The following is a 17797-nucleotide window of genomic DNA, read 5'->3' on the forward strand; positions in this document are numbered from 1 at the left end:
GCTAAAAAATATTAATAATATTTTTAACATTTATCCTCTTTTTTTTAATAATAATATCTGCTATCTTTCACCGCTCAAAAAAATAAAAAATAAAGCTAGTTTAAACTGCTATATGGAGAGGAAAAAAGATGTCAATTCACGGCCACGAAGTGTTACAAATGATGGATGGGAATGATTATACTGAATCATCTTTACTTGAAGCCATACACAAAAAATTCGGTACCGAGGCTAAATTTCATACCTGTTCCAACTCCGATATGAATGCCGAGCAACTTATTGCCTTTTTAAAAGCAAAAGGAAAATTTAAGCCGGCTTCAATTGATGATTCACAATTTACCGTCGATGTTCGAAAAATATGTCGACATTAATAAAAACTTACAAAAGAATAATAAATGCGTTTTTATAAATTTAATGTAATCATCTAGTGTTTTTAAAAGAATAAGAGTATATAATTTCGCGCTACGGCTCCACTAAAAAGTGTAAGTTGCTCATCCTGAAATTACAACTCAAGAATATATTCGTGGAATTTGATATATGAAAATAAGTAATATCCTTACATGCGCCATTGTCTCTATTCTTGCCGCAGGCTGTGTAAAAAACAATACGTCTTCAACTGATGGTAAAACTAAAGTTGATCAGTTAGCGATTTTAAAGCAACAATCTGAACAAAATAATTCGTTTGTTGTGGACGCAAAAAAACAATTACTTCAACTCGTTGGAGACAAACACTTTGACAGCTATATAACCAAACACGGTATTTTAAACTGTAAAGGTGACAGCAACCAATCTGCCTGTGTGCTAAATTTTTATCTCAAAGAATTCTACAAGCTAAAATATGACATTCAACTTAAAAGAGTCGTCGAGGAAAACCAAGCTGAACATAATCTTGAGTTGAAAAAAATCACACCAACTGATAGTAATGTTAAAAATTACTGTCAATGGTCAGCAGATTTTATTGAAGCAGTTTATACTAATGATACCAATAATATAATCCAAAGTTATCAAACTTTATTTAAGATGTCAGTGCAAGATTTGGCCGCTTTAAAAGCTAAAATTCTCAAAGATAACTACTCTCACTTTTTGATTGATGAAAACCCAAGTATTCTTCAAGAGATGAGAAGCGACTTTATGGAAAAATGCTTAAGTAGCCCTAAAGACAATATTATCAATTACAACAATATTTTTAGATAATACTCAAGTGAGTCTTTTTATGTACAATTTATTACCTATTAGTCGATTTAGTAAAACATTAACTTGCAAGATAGTTTGTATCGCATCTTTATCTTGTTTAAGTTTTTCTTCATGGGCTTTTACATTTAACGATGTTGTGACACAAGCAGAAAAACTATCAAAAAAAGCTTATGTCCAACCATCTAAAAATATTCCTAGTGAATTATCGTCACTACAATTTGCCGATTATCAAAAGATTTATTTTAAGCATGATAAAGCATATTGGAGCGATCGCAAAAGTCGTTTCAAACTCGAATTTTATCATGAAGGCATGTATTTTGATGTACCTGTCAAAATTAATGAGATTGTAAACAATCAAGTTAATGAAATTAAATTTAGCCCAGATTACTTCGATTTAAGTCCTATTAATTTAGATAAGTTAGATACTAAAAAACTAGGCTTTGCTGGATTTAAAGTGCACTATCCAATCAATAACCCAGCAAAAACCGACGATGAAATATTTACCGCACTAGGTGGTAGCTATTTTCGTGCTGTTGGTAAAAATCAGCATTATGGTCTTTCAGCTCGTGGACTTGCGATTGATACAGGCGAAATGTCTGGCGAAGAGTTTCCACGTTTTAAAGAGTATTGGATTGAACGCCCAGAACCAAATCAAAAACACTTAGTCATTTATGCCCTACTTGATTCTAAAAGTGTAACAGGGGCTTACAAAATTACCTTAATCCCAAGTGTTGATACTACTATTACTGTAGAAGCCAAAGTATTCTTCCGTGATTCAGTTAAAAAACTTGGTGTGGCACCACTGACTAGTATGTTCTTATTTGGCCCTAACCAACCATCACCACTATTAAACTATCGTCCAGCAATGCACGATTCTAATGGACTTTCAATTCAGGCCAAAAATGAGTGGATTTGGCGTCCATTAAATAATCCTAAACGCTTATCTTTTTCATCATATAGTTTAGAAAGCCCTAAAGCATTTGGTTTAATTCAACGTGACAAAGGTTTTGATGACTATCAAGATCTCGACGACCATTACGAACTTCGTCCAAGTGTATGGGTTGAAATATTGAATGATTGGCATAAAGGTCGAGTTGAATTGGTTGAAATCCCTACCGCAGATGAAACCAACGACAACATCGTTACCTACTGGGTACCCGAAAAACAATATAAAGCTGGTGATGTGTTAGATGTTAAATATCGATTACATTATTCACTCAACGAACAACAACGTTATCCAAAAAATGAAGCTAGAGCAGAAAGTACGCGCTTATCATTAGGTGATATAAAACAAGCAAACTTAATACGTAAACTTGATGGTTCTAATGCTTATGTTGTGGATTTTGTTGGTCCAAACTTATCAGAGCAAGACCCAGTTGACGTTATTTCAAGTATTAATAATGGTTCAATAGTTAGCTGTGATACACAATACAACTCTGTAACAAAAGGTTGGCGAGTACTAGTGCGATTCAACGTTGAAGATAACAAAAAACCAACTGACATTCGCCTTCAATTATCGTCGAAAAAATCACATACGATCGTGTCCGAAACTTGGAGCGGACAATTTCCGGCTCAATGATCTTAATAATAAGCACATAACATGAAAAAAGATTATTTCGAAAACCTATCTGACGCCGAATATTGGCGTCAGAAATCGGAAGACTTGCCAAACGATAAACTCGAATTTCTAAAATATCGACTCAATCAAGTTGGCAAAACTGATCATTTTAATGATGAAAGAAAACAACAACCAACTTATCCAAAAGTTGAGCGTGTTTCCGTTCAACCACAAATTTGGAATGAACGTTATAGTCCTCAATCCAAACCTGGTCTGAATATCATCGCACTTATTCGTCGTTTAATTATGTTTGTGCTTATTGCCATACAAACTTATTACGGCACAACTTACTTATCAACCTTATTACCTTACCAAAGCTGGCAACAAATCAATTTTATGGCAAATTGGGATATCAACCCAGAACTTGCCATTTACAGCATCATTCCTTATATCATACAAGGTTTTATCATTGCCTTATTTGCTATCCTATTTTGTTGGATTTCAATAGGATTTTGGACTAGCATCATGGGGCTTATTTTGGCGGTGATCAAAAAAGATCGCTACACTATTGCCATCCCCAATGATCCCGCTAACCACATTGACGCCAAACATCGTACTGCATTAGTCATGCCAATTTGTAATGAAGATGTTTCACGGGTATTTGCAGGGCTAGAAGCAACTTATGAATCGCTAGTTGAGACAGGACATGCGCAATGTTGTGATTTTTATATTCTAAGCGACACCAATGATCCCGATCTCTATGTCAATGAATTAAAAGCATGGGCTGAATTTAACGCTAAAAAAGCTGACAATGGTTGTAATATCTTTTATCGCCACCGTAAGCGTCGCGTAAAACGTAAAAGTGGTAACATCGATGACTTCTGCCGTCGTTGGGGGCACCAATATGAATACATGATGATTCTTGATGCCGATAGTATTATGACCGGTGATTGTATCTTAAAAATGATCGCAATGATGGAAATGAATCCAAAAGCAGGTATTTTACAGTCTCCGCCTAAATCGGTCAGAATGACAACCTTATATGGTCGTATTCAACAATTTGCCAATCAAATATACAGTGATATTTTTTGCTCAGGTACTCACTTCTGGCAATTAAGTGAAGCCCAATATTGGGGTCACAATGCTATGATTCGCCTAAAACCATTTATTGAGCACTGTATTTTATCGCCATTACAAAAACGTAAAGGCCCTATTCATATCTTATCGCACGATTTAGTTGAAGCGACGTTAATGCGTCGTGCAGGTTATGGCGTATGGATTGCGTATGATATGAATGGTAGTTATGAAGAGCTACCAGGAAACATGATAGAAGATCTCAAACGCGATAATCGCTGGTGCATGGGTAATTTGATTAATTTGCGATTAATCTTCAAAAGTGGAATTACTTTAACTCACCGTGTAATGTTTTTAACCAGTGGTATGGCTTACATCTCGTCACTATTGTGGTTAATCTTCTTGATCTTCTCTACTCTCTTATTATTAGTGTTCAATATATCTGAACCACAATACTTCTTCCAACCTAACCAATTTTATCCAACGTGGCCAAAGTGGGATGAACAATTAGCTATTCAATTACTTTCAACCACAATGGTATTGCTATTTGCACCTAAACTGTTTAGTTATGGCATTATTATTGCTCGAACAGGTGCAAAAGATGTGGGTGGAATATTCAAATTATCATTATCGATTTTAATTGAAATGGTATGGTCGATGATCCTTGCACCAATCCGCATGATCTTCCACAGCAAGTTTGTGGTTAAAGCATGGCTGGGTAGCAAAATTCAATGGAAATCACCAGCAAGAAACGATGATGCCTTAACTTGGGGCGAATCATTCTACTTCTGTTGGCCATTATCGCTACTAGGCATAGTTTGGTTATGTGTGATTATTTGGTTAAATCCTCAATTTACTTATTGGTATATAGCGATATTAATTCCATTAACCATTTCACCATTAGTTGTTCGTATTTCTGGCTTATCAAGTATTGGTATGAAAGCCAAAAAAGCAGGGTTATTCTTAACACCGGAAGAAACCCATCCGTCCCGAGCAGTAAAACTAACTGGTGACTATTTAGTCCAAACCGAAGCTGCTTTTATTGAACATGGCTTTATTATGGCGCTTGTCGATCCAATTTATAATGCGTTAGCCTGTGCATTATCGACTTCTCGTCATTTACCTAACTCAAAAAATCAGCAGTTGCGAAAACAACTTATTGAGTATTATCAACAAGTGGATTTAGAAAAAATTAGTAAAGAACAACAATTAGCGATCTTAGAAGATCCAATTATTCTTTCTGCACTTCATCGCCATATCTGGCATCAACAAGAAAAATACGACAATTTGTTCACATTGTGGCAAAATGAATGCCAGCAATAAGAAATAGGGCTTAATGCCCTATTTCGTCTTTTAGAAATTAATCAATATGCATGGATATTTTTTATGACTTGGCAACCTACTGCATCTATTAATAATTTACTTAAGCGCGCTAAAATTGTATCTAAAGTAAGACAGTTTTTTGCTGACCGCTGTATTTTGGAAGTGGAAACCCCGACCCTAAGTCAATATGCGGTAACCGATGTACATCTTAGTTCATTTCATACCTTATTTTTAAAACCTGGTGAAAACGATGAACAACAAGGGCGAAAAATGTCATTAATCACCAGCCCTGAATATCATATGAAACGGTTATTAGCTGCTGGCAGTGGACCGATTTATCAAATCTGTAAATGTTTTCGCAATCATGAAGAAGTAAGCCGTTATCATAACCCTGAATTTACAATGCTCGAATGGTATCGTATTCAATTTGATATGATGCAAATGATCAACGAAGTCGATGATCTACTGCAAAGCATCCTAGATTGTGAACCTGCGGAACGAATCTCTTACCAAAAGGCATTCCAACGTCATCTTAATATTGACCCACTAGAAGCTGATCACGCAACTTTAGTTGAAGCTATCAAACAACTAAATATTGAACTCAATACTGATGATTATGATCGCGACACCTTATTACAATGTTTATTTAGTTTTGGCGTTGAACCGCATATTGGACAAGAAAAACCTATCGCTGTTTATAACTTCCCTGCCTCACAGGCAGCTTTAGCAGCGATCAGTTCAGAAGATCATCGTGTAGCAAGCCGTTTTGAATTTTATTACAAAGGGGTTGAACTAGCTAATGGATTTAAAGAACTCACCAATCCGCAAGAACAAAAGATGCGTTTTGAACAAAATAATATTGATCGAGCAAATCAAAACTTACCACCACAAAACATCGATATTGAATTAATCGCGGCTATGGAAGCAGGTTTACCCGATTGTGCTGGTGTTGCCGTTGGGCTTGACCGCTTGATTATGTTGGCACTTGATGCAATGAATTTAGATGATGTGATTTCATTCACGTTTGAAAGGGCTTAATCATGTTAGGAAGTTTAGGCTTAAGTGAATGGGCAGTAGTCATTATTGTAATTATTGCCATTATCGCCTTACTAATTGCCATGCTAAAAGCGCAATTTAAAGCGAATAACCTACATGCCATATATGATTTACAACTTAATCAAAGAAATAAAGAAAATCAGTCATTAATGGCAAATATCACTCAATTAGAACAAGAGTTGAGCCAATACCAACAACAAAATGTTGCTCAAAATATCAAAATTAGTGAATTAAAAACGCGCTTAGAAGAGATTATCAATGCAGCACATGAAAAACAGACCGTTTTAGAACAAAGCGAGCAACGATTAACCACGCAATTTGAAAACTTAGCCAATCGAATTTTTGAGCACAGTGGCAAAAAAATTGAGCAACAAAATAAACAAAGCTTAGAGTTTTTACTCTCACCACTTAAACAACAATTAGAAGGCTTTAAAAAGCAAGTTCAAGATAGCTTTGGTCATGAAGCCAAAGAGCGCCATACCTTAACTCACGAAATTCGCAACTTACAACAGCTTAACGAACTCATGACGAAAGAAGCCACCAATTTAACCAATGCGTTAAAAGGCAATAACAAAACCCAAGGTAATTGGGGTGAATTTATTCTTAGTCAAATATTGGATAATTCCGGATTGCGTCAAGGTTACGAGTATCACACTCAAGTTAATTTAACTAATGAAGATAACCGACGTCTACAACCAGATGTAATTGTTCACTTACCCCAAGGCGGTGATGTAGTCATCGATTCCAAAGTCACCTTAGTTGCCTATGAACGTTATTTTAATAGTGATGACGAAGAGACAAAAACTAGAGCCATTGCTGATCATTTAATTGCTGTGCGTAATCACTTAAAACAACTTAGTCAAAAAGATTACCATAAACTAAATGGCATTCAATCATTAGACTACATTCTAATGTTCATTCCTGTCGAACCGGCATTTTTATCCGCCATCGATCAAGATCCATCATTAATCAATGATGCATTAAAAAGTAACATCATGATTGTTAGCCCAACTACCCTATTGGTTGCCTTGCGAACTATTCATAATTTATGGCGTTTTGAATACCAAAATCGTAATGCCGAGCTTATTGCTGATAGAGCCAGCAAACTATATGACAAAGTACGTGGATTTATCGAAGATATGGAAAATCTAGGCAACTGTTTGGATAAAGCCCAACAAACCTATCAAAACTCAATGAACAAACTCTCGAAAGGGCGTGGTAACGTGATTGGTCAAATAGAACGATTTAGGGAATTAGGGATTGAAGTAAAAAAACCAATTAATCCAGATATAGCTCAACTATCAGTTGATGAACTTGAAAATGAAAAAGAACAGCTTAGTTAAATTGTTAACTAAAACATCTTAATTCACCATCATAAAAAATACGTGTATACTCATTTGGTATAAGAAGGAGTACGATATGTCAAACAATAATGAAGTCAGTTTCGAAGAAACCATCAAGCAACTTGAAGCAATTGTCACTCAACTTGAAAATGGCGATTTACCATTAGATGAAGCACTAAATGAATTCGAAAAAGGCATCAAACTAGCTCGTTCTGGTCAAAAACAACTTAATGAAGCTGAGCAACGCATCCAAATTTTATTATCTGAAAATAGTGATGCACAATTATCTGAATTTTCCATTGATAATAATGAATAGCCTAAAACCATTACAAGAACGTATTGATAACTATCTAACAACATATATTTCGCAGTTTGCACCATCTAATTTGCAACAAGCGATGAGTTACAGCCTGCTTGCTGGTGGCAAGCGAATACGCCCTATTCTGGTCTATTTAACCGGACAAATGTTTAATTGTCCGCTAACCAAACTCGATTCAGTTGCTGCTGCCATTGAATCGATGCATACCTACTCATTAATTCATGATGACTTACCCGCAATGGATGATGATAATCTAAGGCGAGGAAAACCAACCTGCCACATAAAATTTGGCCAAGCACAAGCCATCCTCGCTGGTGATGCACTACAATCACTAGCATTCAGCCTATTATCCGAAAACCAACAAATCAGCAACCAAAGTAAAATAAAAATGATTGCTGAACTAGCAAGTGCAAGTGGCCTTGCTGGAATGTGTTTAGGTCAATCACTGGATTTACAAGCAGAACACCAAACAGTCACGTTGGAACATTTACAAACTATCCATAACTATAAAACTGGCGCCTTAATTCAAGCGGCAGTAAGGCTCGGTGCTTATTCATGCGATGAGGTAGCTCAACCCTATTACCCAATGTTAGACAACTATGCTAAAGCAATTGGACTAGCATTCCAGATACAAGATGACATATTAGACGTCATTGGTGAACAAGAGCTGATGGGTAAACCACAAGGCTCTGATCTTAAGTTGGAAAAAAGCACTTATCCAGCATTGATGGGTTTACAAAATGCAATCGAAATGACACACAAGTTATATCAACAAGCTATCGATAGTCTGACGCAAATACCTTATAATAGCCAACCATTACAAGACCTTGCTGGTTTTATTATTAATCGAAATAGTTAACTAAATAACTAGATGATAAAAATGAATTTAGACAAATATCCTCTATTAAAGCAAATCAATTCACCTGCGGATCTTAGGCGATATCCGCTCGCACAATTGCCAGCAATTAGTCAGGAACTGCGACAATTTTTATTAGACAGTGTCAGCCAATCTAGTGGTCATTTAGCTTCAGGTCTTGGTGTGGTCGAATTAACAGTCGCGTTGCATTACGTCTATCAGACACCATTTGACAAAATTATATGGGACGTAGGTCATCAAGCTTATCCACATAAAATTCTAACGGGTCGACGCGATCAGATGCTAACTATTCGCCAAAAAGGGGGATTACACCCGTTTCCTCACCGAAATGAAAGTGAATATGATGTATTAACAACAGGACATTCATCAACCTCAATAAGTGCAGCGCTGGGTATTGCCATCGCAGAGCAAAAAAAACAGTCAGGTAAAAAAGTCGCCGCTATTATTGGTGATGGGGCCTTAACTGCTGGTATGGCATTTGAAGCGATGAACCATGCTGGGCACATAAAACCAGATATGCTAGTTATCGTTAATGACAACGATATGTCCATTTCAGAAAACACAGGTGCACTTAATCAACACTTGGCACAAATATTATCAAGCAAAGCCTACACCTCACTTCGTGAAAGTGGCAAAAAAGTGCTTTCCAATATTCCACCATTAAAAGAACTATTCAAAAAAACGGAAGAGCACCTAAAAGGCTTAGTCACTCCGGCTATTTTATTTGAGGAATTAGGTTTTAACTATATTGGTCCTGTTGATGGACATGATATTGAAACATTAGTTGCCACCTTACAAAAAGTCAGACAACTAAAAGGCCCACAATTACTGCATATTATCACCCAGAAAGGAAAAGGTTATGCTCCAGCCGAGCAAAACCCAACCTTATGGCACGGCGTTCCTAAATTTAATCCAAATGAAGGAATATTACCTAGCACAAATAAAATTACCCCAACTTATTCCAAAATCTTTGGTGACTGGCTATGTGAAATAGCAGAGCAAGACAAACGCCTAATGGCAATCACGCCAGCCATGAGCGAAGGTTCTGGCATGACTGAATTTGCTAAACGATTTCCAGATCAATTCTTTGATGTCGCCATTGCTGAACAACATGCAGTCACATTAGCTGCCGGCTTTGCTATTAGCGAATTAAAACCAGTGGTTGCTATCTACTCAACCTTCTTGCAACGAGCTTACGATCAAGTCATTCATGATATTGCCATCCAAAACTTACCGGTTTTATTTGCGATAGACCGCGCGGGCATTGTGGGGGCTGATGGTGAAACCCACCAAGGTGCGTTTGATCTAAGCTTTTTACGCTGTATTCCAAACTTAGTCATCATGACCCCAAGTGACGAAAACGAATGCCGACAAATGCTCTATACAGGCTATTTACATGATGGACCAGCATTAGTACGCTACCCTCGAGGCGAAGGCACTGGCGCACATTTAGAGCCACTAAAAACAATACCACTAGGGCAATCAAAATGCTGCCGGCAGGGCGAAGAGATCGCTTTACTCAATTTTGGCACACTATTACCTGAAGTTTTACAAGTAGCCGAACAAATAAATGCTACAGTGATAGATATGCGTTTTGTAAAACCACTTGATGAAAAAGTCCTTTTGCACATTAGCCAAAGCCATAATATACTGGTCACCATCGAAGAAAACAGCATCAAAGGTGGAGCAGGAAGCGCTGTTAATGAATTTTTGTTATCGAAAAAAATAAAATGTGATATTTTAAATATCGGATTGCCTGATATTTTTATCCCGCAAGGCTCACAGCAAGAAATGCGCGATGAAGTCGGATTAAACGCTAAACATATAATCGACAAAATTAATAAATTTATCAAACTATAGGTTAAATATGGAAAATCAAGCTGTCACCGTTCAGATTTTTGGGCGAACGTTAAAATTTAATTGTCCAGTCGATGAAGTTGACGCACTTACAAATGCCGCTAAAGATTTAGATGCGCGATTAACAAATTTACGAGAAAAATCCCCCCAAGTTGGAAGCGATCAACTTATCATGACTGCTGCATTAAATATCTCTTACGAACTAACGAAAGAAAAAGAAAAAAGCGATGAATTTGCAAATCGACTAAAAATGCTACAGCAATTACTTGATTCCGCATTAAATACTAGCAATTAGTTAGATGAAATGTAAATAAACCACAAAGACTATTGTATGATTTTCTAAATTTTGTATCATAGTAAACATCTCTGAGATGTTCGCGATATGGGTTAGTCCCCTGAGCCGATAATCTTTAATTTAGAATGGTGTGATTTTTAATTGGTGTGTATGCCTAATTAACTTAGGAAACCTAAAAATTAAAACATGCTATTCACCTTGAACCTCGGGTTCAAGGGTTACGCCCCTAACGGCATCTTGGAGTCTTTATTCCTTCTCTCTTTCAAATAAAAACTTATGGACATTCGGCAAACTATACGTCAAAAAAGACGTGAATTATCTCAGGCACAACGCGATAGCGCACAAGCCATAATCTACCAAAAAATAAAAGACCATCCAGCCGTCAGCCAAGCACAACATATTGCAATATTCTTATCATTTGATGGAGAAGTCGATACTAAACCGATTATTGAATATCTATGGCAACAAAATAAATCGGTCTATTTACCTGTCCCAATTGCTGAACATAAACTAATCTTCTTAAATTACACCCCAAATACACCACTAGTAAAAAATAGCTTTGGTATCTTAGAACCAGTGATCGATAAAACTAAAATCATAGATATTGAACAACTTGATATCATCTTTACGCCACTTGTGGCTTTTGATGACCGAGGATTTCGTATTGGTATGGGCGGTGGCTATTATGATCGCTTTCTTGAAAACTACCAACAACAGCAAATTTATCCTATTGGGCTAGCATTTGCCTGCCAAAAAGTTGATCATGTTGATAATCAGCATTGGGATGTTAAATTACCGGAAATCATTTATGCTTAATCTGGTTAAGGACCCATTTTTATATTCACTATCGCTCATTACTAGATTAAAAAATAATAAATTTGTTTTTCTACAATTAATAGCCAATTTAGTTATATAATAAATCGAGCAATATCTTTTTTTACACGCATCACCGTCTTTATCTTATTCCTTAGTAAATTAGTTTTTCAATAAAATCAATCACAACTCTTTAACTATAAAGTTACAATCTAATAAGGAGTATTGCAATGTCAGAAAAAAAAGAACTCACCACCAATAATGGTGCCCCTATTGCCGACAATCAAAACTCTCGCACTGCTGGCCCTCGTGGACCGGTATTGATTGACGACTATCAATTAATCGAAAAACTCGCTCAGTTTAACCGTGAAAATATCCCGGAAAGACGAGTCCATGCCAAAGGCTCTGGCGCACACGGAACATTTACCGTCACCAATGATATTACTCAATATAGCTATGCCAGCATTTTTGCCGAAGTTGGCAAACAAACTCCCGTTTTTGCTCGATTTTCAACTGTTGGCGGTGAACGTGGTTCATCAGACACGGCACGTGATCCACGTGGATTTTCAGTAAAATTTTACACAGATCAAGGTAACTGGGATATCGTCGGTAATAACACGCCAGTATTTTTTATTCGTGATGCAATCAAATTCCCGGACTTTATCCACACCCAAAAACGCGATCCTAAGACCAACTTAAAAGATCCGCAAATGATGTGGGACTTTTTCTCTTTATCGCCAGAATCACTTCATCAAGTAACAATTCTATTTTCTGACCGAGGCATTCCAGACGGATTTCGACATATGCATGGTTTTGGTAGCCATACTTATAGTTTAATCAACAAAGATAATGTACGAACTTGGGTAAAATGGCATTTTAGAACGGAACAAGGCATTAAAAATATTCATCCTAAAAAAGCCGCAGAACTCGACGGTAGCAACCCTGATTCAGCGCAAGAAGATCTCTTTAATGCCATTGAACAAGGTAACTACCCTAAATGGCGACTTTATATACAAGTGATGAGTGAAGAACAAGCCAATAACCATCCAGAAAACCCATTTGATGTCACTAAAGTTTGGTCGCAAAAACAGTTTCCGCTTATTGAAGTCGGTGTTATGGAGCTTAACCGTAATCCGGAAAACTATTTTGCTGAAGTAGAACAATCCGCATTTGAACCAAGTAATATTGTACCTGGTATTGGCTTATCACCGGATAAAATGTTACAAGGGCGAATTTTTGCGTATGCTGATGCGCACCGTTATCGTATCGGTACAAACTACCAACAATTACCAATCAATGCACCTAAATGCCCGGTACACAATTATCAACGTGACGGAGCTATGCGCTTTTATACGCCGGATAATGCACCAAACTATGAGCCAAATAGTGTTGATAGTGCACCTAAACAACAACCGCAGTATGCTGAGCCACCGATGCATGTCCCTGCCGGCACAATGGATAAACACGATCATCGTGTTGATGGTGATTACTATTCGCACCCACGTGCATTATTTAATTTAATGCGTCCAGATCAAAAACAACTGCTTATTGATAATATTGTCACTTCGATGAAAAACGTCGATCGTGATATTCAAATTAGACAGCTTAAACACTTCTATAAAGTCCATCCCGATTATGGTTCAGGTGTAGCAAAAGGGTTAGGTGTTGAAGTTGATCTAATCAAAAGCTAAAAAGCAAAATAATCGTGCCGACACCATTGTGTCGGCATTGACCTTTATTTTAATAGAAATAAGTGTTAATACCTTTACTATCTCTCCTCACATAATTGTTAGACTTTGTCGAACTTATCGGGCTGACTAGTTATGACAAAAGAAATTGAATTGTATAAATGCAAAATTCAAGCAGTGAGAGGAATTTGCTGTGGGTATTTTTGCAAAGATAAATTGCAAAATTGTTGGTAATAAATAGTGCTATTTAAGGAAGGAAGTAAATTAAGTTAACAAAATTGATTGAGTGAATCGATATTACAGCTTCAACTCAATCAATCGTTAAAGTTAGCGCTTTTTGCGACGGTCAATTGCAGCCATTAAAGGACGATGACACTTATAAATCATATCCGGTGGCAGCATAATTAATTCCGCTAATGGCACTGTCCAATCAGGGATTTGCGTATTTTCTGGGTGTTTAGGATCGATGGGAGTATCAACATTATAAAGCTCAGTATTAGCAAATAACGCTTCTTTTTTAGCGACATCAACATCATCACTATCGCCTAGCATTTTGCAATTATCTAATAACTCATTCGCAAATTGTTCCGGCCAATCTTCGGCAAAATGCCTAAATTTAGCTAAACCTGAAATATGTCTTAACATATCACGAAACAGCAATAAATAAACCATCTGAACGTTCCGTCCGGACAAATTAGCCAACTGCTCATCTGATAAAGTATTATTGATAACTGCAGGACCCCATTTAAAAAACAGCGTGTCTCTATACACCTTAATTACACGTTTAAGAGGACGGTATTTCAATTTAACTAAATTATCAATCTCACGCGATAATTGCATTGTCGGATATCCGACACGATTACGACCATTCAAATCTCGCTCAGACAGCGCCGGAGCATTTTTTTCTTTATTCCCTGATAAAAGCTTTTTCAAAAATCCTAACATACTATAACTCTAACTATTTATTTTTTTGTCTAACAATCTCAAATAAGCAAACGCCGGTAGCAACAGACACATTAAGCGAAGAAACAATACCTGCCATCGGTATACTGACTAACTCATCACAATGCTCTTTGGTTAATCGACGCATCCCCTCACCTTCTGCCCCCATCACTAAGGCCAATGCTGTTGAATTTTTATAAAAGTCAGTTTGGTAAAGTGTGCTGGTTGCTTCACCAGCAGTACCCACAATCCAAACTTGATATTCATCTTGTAACATACGCATAGTACGCGCCAAATTGGTGACTCTAACCACTGGCACGCTTTCAGCCGCGCCACATGCAACTTTCTGAGCGGTTGAATTAAGTGGTGCAGAACGATCTTTAGGTACAACAATAAAGCTCACACCAGCGGCATCAGCAGTACGAATACAAGCACCTAAATTATGTGGATCAGTCACACCATCTAAAATTAAAATAATCGGATTGGAATTTTGCTCCATTAATAATGGAATATCATTTTCCTGATAACCACGGCTTGGTTTAACCATCGCCAAAATACCTTGATGAACGCCATTTTTCGTTTTTTCATCTAAATACTGCCTATTGGTCACTTTTACGGCTAAACCCAACTGCTCCAACTCACGAACAAGGGCATTAAGGCGCTTATCTTCTCGGCCTTTAACGATAAAAACTTCAATAATTCTTTCTGGTGCACGCGCTAACAAAGCTTCAATCGCGTGGATACCGTAAACTGTTTCACTCATCTATTTTTTACTCTTTTTTCTCTGATTACTTGAGGTCGATGCTGATTTAGACGTTTTTTTAGCAGCTGTTTTTGGCTTACTGCGTTTTTTACTCTTTGCGACAACCTTTGCGCCCGTTTTTTTACTATTAGCTTGGCTTTTACTTTTGCGCTTAACTGGCAGTTCAGCATCACTATCGACTTTCTTAGCCTTATCTTTGGCTGTCTTACCTTGGCGTTGTGGCTTATTATTACTGCCAACCAATGAAAAATCAATTTTACGCTCGTCAGGATTAACATTTACGACTGTTACTTGAACTTTGTCACCTAAACGATAAATAAAACGGGTATTTTCACCAATTAAACGATTACGTGATGCATCAAAAATATAATAATCATTTTCGAGTGAAGAAACGTGCACTAAACCATCAATAAATAGATCATCTAATCGCACAAAAAAGCCGAAATTAACAACACTCGAAATAGTGCCATTGAATACCTCGCCGACATGATCTTGCATATAATCACATTTCAACCAATCAACGACATCACGAACCGCTTCGTCCGCTCGGCGTTCGGTCATTGAACAGTGTTCACCAAAATAGAGCATCTCGCTAGTCGTATAACGGTGTCCACCGGTTTTATCATGTTGTTTACTATGTTGCTGATCAGCAATAACCCATTTAATCGCACGATGCAATAACAGATCAGGATAACGACGAATTGGCGATGTAAAGTGCGCATACTCCTCAAGTGCTAACCCAAAGTGCCCACGATTTTCAGGATCGTAAATTGCTTGCTTCATTGAGCGCAAAATGACCGTTTGCAACATCTCATGATCAGGTCTTGCTTCAACCTCAACCATCAACTTAGCGATATCTTTTGGACTGGTACCCTTACCGAGAGACAAACCAAGTTCACTTAAAATACTGCGTAAATTATTTATGCGATCTTCATCCGGTTTATCATGCACACGAAATAGCGACGGAATCTCAGCATCAATCACCAATTTTGCTGCGGCAACATTGGCCAAAATCATACACTCCTCAATGATCTTATGCGCTTCATTTCGCTGAACTAACTCAATGCTCTCAATACGTTTATCAGCATTGAAGATGAATTTAGGCTCTTCCGACTCAAACCCGATTGCGCCACGAGCAATTCGAGCACTATTAAGCACCTTATAAAGACCATAAAGATTTTCAAGGTGAGGAACCAACTCACGATAATGCTCACGCAAATCCTTATCACCTTCCAAAATTTTAGCTACCTTGGTATAAGTTAAACGCGCGTGTGAATTCATCACCGCTTCATAAAATTGATAACCGGTCAAACGCCCCTTATTCGACACGGTCATTTCGCACACTAAACACAAGCGATCAACTTGTGGATTGAGCGAACAAAGGCCATTGGATAAAACTTCCGGCAACATCGGAACCACGCGCGACGGAAAATAGACTGAAGTCCCACGCAAACAAGCTTCTTTATCAAGCGCCTTACCGGTTCGCACATAATAGCTCACATCAGCAATCGCCACCCACAAACGATAGCCACCACCACGATTCTTTTGACAATAGACCGCATCATCAAAATCTCGTGCATCTTCACCATCAATGGTTACTAACGGCAAATCACGTAGATCCTTACGGCCTTTTTTAGCGCTTTCAGGTACTTGCTCACTAAACTTGTTAGCCGCGTTTTCAACCGCTTTTGGAAATTCATAAGGGATCTCATGATTACGTAATGAAATATCGATGGCTAAATTCGTGCCCATTATTTCGCCAAGCACTTCCTTAATCACACCGACCGCTTTTTGGCGTCGTTCAGGTCTTTGCTGCAATTCAACCACAACAACTGAGCCCATTCTAACCGTACGATTTGGCTTGCCAGCGATTAAAATATCAAAATTCAAACGGCTATCATCCGGCACCACAAAACCAACGCCTTGCTCAATAAAATAACGACCAACAATCAGATTAGTACGCGGCTCTAAAATCCGCACCACTCGCGCTTCAGTCTTACCACGGTATTGACTACCGATTGGCTGAGCCAAAATAACATCGCCTTGTAAAACCTTTTTCATCTGCTCGTGTGACAAAAAATAGTCTTCCGGCTTACCTTCAACCCGTAAAAAGCCATAGCCATCACGATGTGCAATAACACTACCCTTAACCATATCGAATTTTTCAGGTAAGGCATAACATTTACGACGCGTGTAAACCACCTGACCATCACGTTCCATCGCTCGCAATCGGCGATGTAAAGCCTCTTTTTGTTCGTCAGATTTGATTGATACGGCTTTAGCTATTTTTTCTAAACTGGCTGGTTTTGCTTCTTTGGTAAGATAATCCAAAATCAGTTCACGACTGGCGATCGGCGATTCATACTTTTTCGCCTCACGATCATAAAATGGATCTTTTATCATATAGAACGTCCTGTGATCGAATGTTGCGTTAAGGATAACATAGAGTTGTATAACTTAAAATGGAGATTGCTTTTTGGAACTTTAAAAAAAGGGTTACTTAATGTTTTAGGGGATGAAAAGAGGCTTGTTCGGCTTTTTATCGTTACAAAAACCCCGCTCCTCAACTTTTTTTGCGATAAAACACCTCAAAAATAAACCCGCCTAAGCGGGTAATTTAAACGTCGCTTAGCCGCAAAATCGCTTTTTTTATGGCTAAACGACGTTGACTCCTTGAGTCAGCTTACTTTTAATGACT

General features: G+C 37.7%; 15 protein-coding genes and 1 other RNA gene. 13 read left to right on the forward strand and 3 right to left on the reverse strand.

What is annotated here, in order from left to right:
- The first annotated feature begins 128 nt into the window (after positions 1 to 128).
- The 13 genes from J3U16_RS09520 (at position 129) to J3U16_RS09580 (ending at position 13397) form a co-directional block, all read left to right on the forward strand.
- Positions 129 to 368 (forward strand): YecH family metal-binding protein, encoded by a 240-nt coding sequence (locus J3U16_RS09520; protein WP_065563359.1) that lies wholly within the window; start codon positions 129 to 131, stop codon positions 366 to 368.
- Between the two features lie 166 nt (positions 369 to 534).
- Complete coding sequence (locus J3U16_RS09525) at positions 535 to 1191, forward strand: hypothetical protein (protein ID WP_220225756.1); 657 nt, start codon at positions 535 to 537, stop codon at positions 1189 to 1191.
- Positions 1192 to 1210: 19 nt separating this feature from the next.
- The gene (locus J3U16_RS09530; protein ID WP_065563357.1) at positions 1211 to 2770 is read left to right on the forward strand and encodes a glucan biosynthesis protein G; all 1560 of its coding nucleotides are present in this window, start codon (positions 1211 to 1213) and stop codon (positions 2768 to 2770) included.
- Positions 2771 to 2791: 21 nt separating this feature from the next.
- Positions 2792 to 5146, forward strand: a complete 2355-nt coding sequence (mdoH, locus tag J3U16_RS09535; RefSeq protein ID WP_267342952.1) for a glucans biosynthesis glucosyltransferase MdoH — start codon at positions 2792 to 2794, stop codon at positions 5144 to 5146.
- A gap of 63 nt (positions 5147 to 5209) precedes the next feature.
- Complete coding sequence (epmA, locus tag J3U16_RS09540; protein WP_065563355.1) at positions 5210 to 6184, forward strand: elongation factor P--(R)-beta-lysine ligase; 975 nt, start codon at positions 5210 to 5212, stop codon at positions 6182 to 6184.
- A gap of 2 nt (positions 6185 to 6186) precedes the next feature.
- A complete protein-coding gene (gene rmuC / locus J3U16_RS09545; RefSeq protein ID WP_267342954.1) occupies positions 6187 to 7545 on the forward strand; it encodes a DNA recombination protein RmuC in 1359 nt (452 codons plus the stop codon).
- Positions 7546 to 7621: 76 nt separating this feature from the next.
- Positions 7622 to 7861: an exodeoxyribonuclease VII small subunit gene (xseB, locus tag J3U16_RS09550; RefSeq protein WP_065563353.1), complete on the forward strand. Its 240-nt coding sequence runs from the start codon at positions 7622 to 7624 to the stop codon at positions 7859 to 7861.
- A complete protein-coding gene (gene ispA, locus J3U16_RS09555) occupies positions 7854 to 8723 on the forward strand; it encodes a (2E,6E)-farnesyl diphosphate synthase (protein WP_220225753.1) in 870 nt (289 codons plus the stop codon). The genes xseB and ispA overlap by 8 nt, the downstream gene beginning before the upstream one ends.
- Before the next feature lie 15 nt (positions 8724 to 8738).
- Complete coding sequence (gene dxs / locus J3U16_RS09560; protein ID WP_370632601.1) at positions 8739 to 10601, forward strand: 1-deoxy-D-xylulose-5-phosphate synthase; 1863 nt, start codon at positions 8739 to 8741, stop codon at positions 10599 to 10601.
- Between the two features lie 7 nt (positions 10602 to 10608).
- Complete coding sequence (gene zapA / locus J3U16_RS09565) at positions 10609 to 10893, forward strand: cell division protein ZapA (protein ID WP_267342956.1); 285 nt, start codon at positions 10609 to 10611, stop codon at positions 10891 to 10893.
- A 65-nt stretch (positions 10894 to 10958) separates the two neighbouring features.
- Positions 10959 to 11141, forward strand: a non-coding RNA gene (gene ssrS / locus J3U16_RS09570) — 6S RNA.
- A gap of 28 nt (positions 11142 to 11169) precedes the next feature.
- Positions 11170 to 11709 carry a 5-formyltetrahydrofolate cyclo-ligase gene (locus tag J3U16_RS09575; RefSeq protein ID WP_267342957.1) on the forward strand — a complete coding sequence of 180 codons (540 nt, stop codon included), beginning with the start codon at positions 11170 to 11172 and terminating at the stop codon, positions 11707 to 11709.
- Positions 11710 to 11936: 227 nt separating this feature from the next.
- Complete coding sequence (locus J3U16_RS09580; RefSeq protein ID WP_065733740.1) at positions 11937 to 13397, forward strand: catalase; 1461 nt, start codon at positions 11937 to 11939, stop codon at positions 13395 to 13397.
- Positions 13398 to 13721: 324 nt separating this feature from the next.
- Here J3U16_RS09580 and J3U16_RS09585 read toward each other — a convergent pair whose 3' ends face one another.
- The 3 genes from J3U16_RS09585 to rnr are packed head-to-tail and all read right to left on the reverse strand — an operon-like array spanning position 13722 to position 17502.
- Positions 13722 to 14339: a hypothetical protein gene (locus J3U16_RS09585; RefSeq protein ID WP_267337719.1), complete on the reverse strand. Its 618-nt coding sequence runs from the start codon at positions 14337 to 14339 to the stop codon at positions 13722 to 13724.
- Positions 14340 to 14352: 13 nt separating this feature from the next.
- Positions 14353 to 15099: a 23S rRNA (guanosine(2251)-2'-O)-methyltransferase RlmB gene (gene rlmB / locus J3U16_RS09590; RefSeq protein ID WP_065733738.1), complete on the reverse strand. Its 747-nt coding sequence runs from the start codon at positions 15097 to 15099 to the stop codon at positions 14353 to 14355.
- Positions 15100 to 17502 carry a ribonuclease R gene (gene rnr, locus J3U16_RS09595; protein ID WP_267342958.1) on the reverse strand — a complete coding sequence of 801 codons (2403 nt, stop codon included), beginning with the start codon at positions 17500 to 17502 and terminating at the stop codon, positions 15100 to 15102.
- Between the last annotated feature and the right edge of the window lie 295 nt (positions 17503 to 17797).

The sequence above is a fragment of the Gilliamella sp. B3023 genome (assembly GCF_026536845.1).
Lineage (GTDB): Bacteria > Pseudomonadota > Gammaproteobacteria > Enterobacterales > Orbaceae > Gilliamella > Gilliamella apicola_E.

What these genes read in the sequence shown, in the direction of transcription:
- J3U16_RS09520 (WP_065563359.1), top strand. Translation starts at nt 129, where the DNA reads ATGTCAATTCACGGCCACGAAGTGTTACAAATGATGGATGGGAATGAT.
- J3U16_RS09525 (WP_220225756.1), top strand. Translation starts at nt 535, where the DNA reads ATGAAAATAAGTAATATCCTTACATGCGCCATTGTCTCTATTCTTGCC.
- J3U16_RS09530 (WP_065563357.1), top strand. Translation starts at nt 1,211, where the DNA reads ATGTACAATTTATTACCTATTAGTCGATTTAGTAAAACATTAACTTGC.
- mdoH (WP_267342952.1), top strand. Translation starts at nt 2,792, where the DNA reads ATGAAAAAAGATTATTTCGAAAACCTATCTGACGCCGAATATTGGCGT.
- epmA (WP_065563355.1), top strand. Translation starts at nt 5,210, where the DNA reads ATGACTTGGCAACCTACTGCATCTATTAATAATTTACTTAAGCGCGCT.
- rmuC (WP_267342954.1), top strand. Translation starts at nt 6,187, where the DNA reads ATGTTAGGAAGTTTAGGCTTAAGTGAATGGGCAGTAGTCATTATTGTA.
- xseB (WP_065563353.1), top strand. Translation starts at nt 7,622, where the DNA reads ATGTCAAACAATAATGAAGTCAGTTTCGAAGAAACCATCAAGCAACTT.
- ispA (WP_220225753.1), top strand. Translation starts at nt 7,854, where the DNA reads ATGAATAGCCTAAAACCATTACAAGAACGTATTGATAACTATCTAACA.
- zapA (WP_267342956.1), top strand. Translation starts at nt 10,609, where the DNA reads ATGGAAAATCAAGCTGTCACCGTTCAGATTTTTGGGCGAACGTTAAAA.
- J3U16_RS09575 (WP_267342957.1), top strand. Translation starts at nt 11,170, where the DNA reads ATGGACATTCGGCAAACTATACGTCAAAAAAGACGTGAATTATCTCAG.
- J3U16_RS09580 (WP_065733740.1), top strand. Translation starts at nt 11,937, where the DNA reads ATGTCAGAAAAAAAAGAACTCACCACCAATAATGGTGCCCCTATTGCC.
- J3U16_RS09585 (WP_267337719.1), bottom strand. Translation starts at nt 14,339, where the DNA reads ATGTTAGGATTTTTGAAAAAGCTTTTATCAGGGAATAAAGAAAAAAAT.
- rlmB (WP_065733738.1), bottom strand. Translation starts at nt 15,099, where the DNA reads ATGAGTGAAACAGTTTACGGTATCCACGCGATTGAAGCTTTGTTAGCG.
- rnr (WP_267342958.1), bottom strand. Translation starts at nt 17,502, where the DNA reads ATGATAAAAGATCCATTTTATGATCGTGAGGCGAAAAAGTATGAATCG.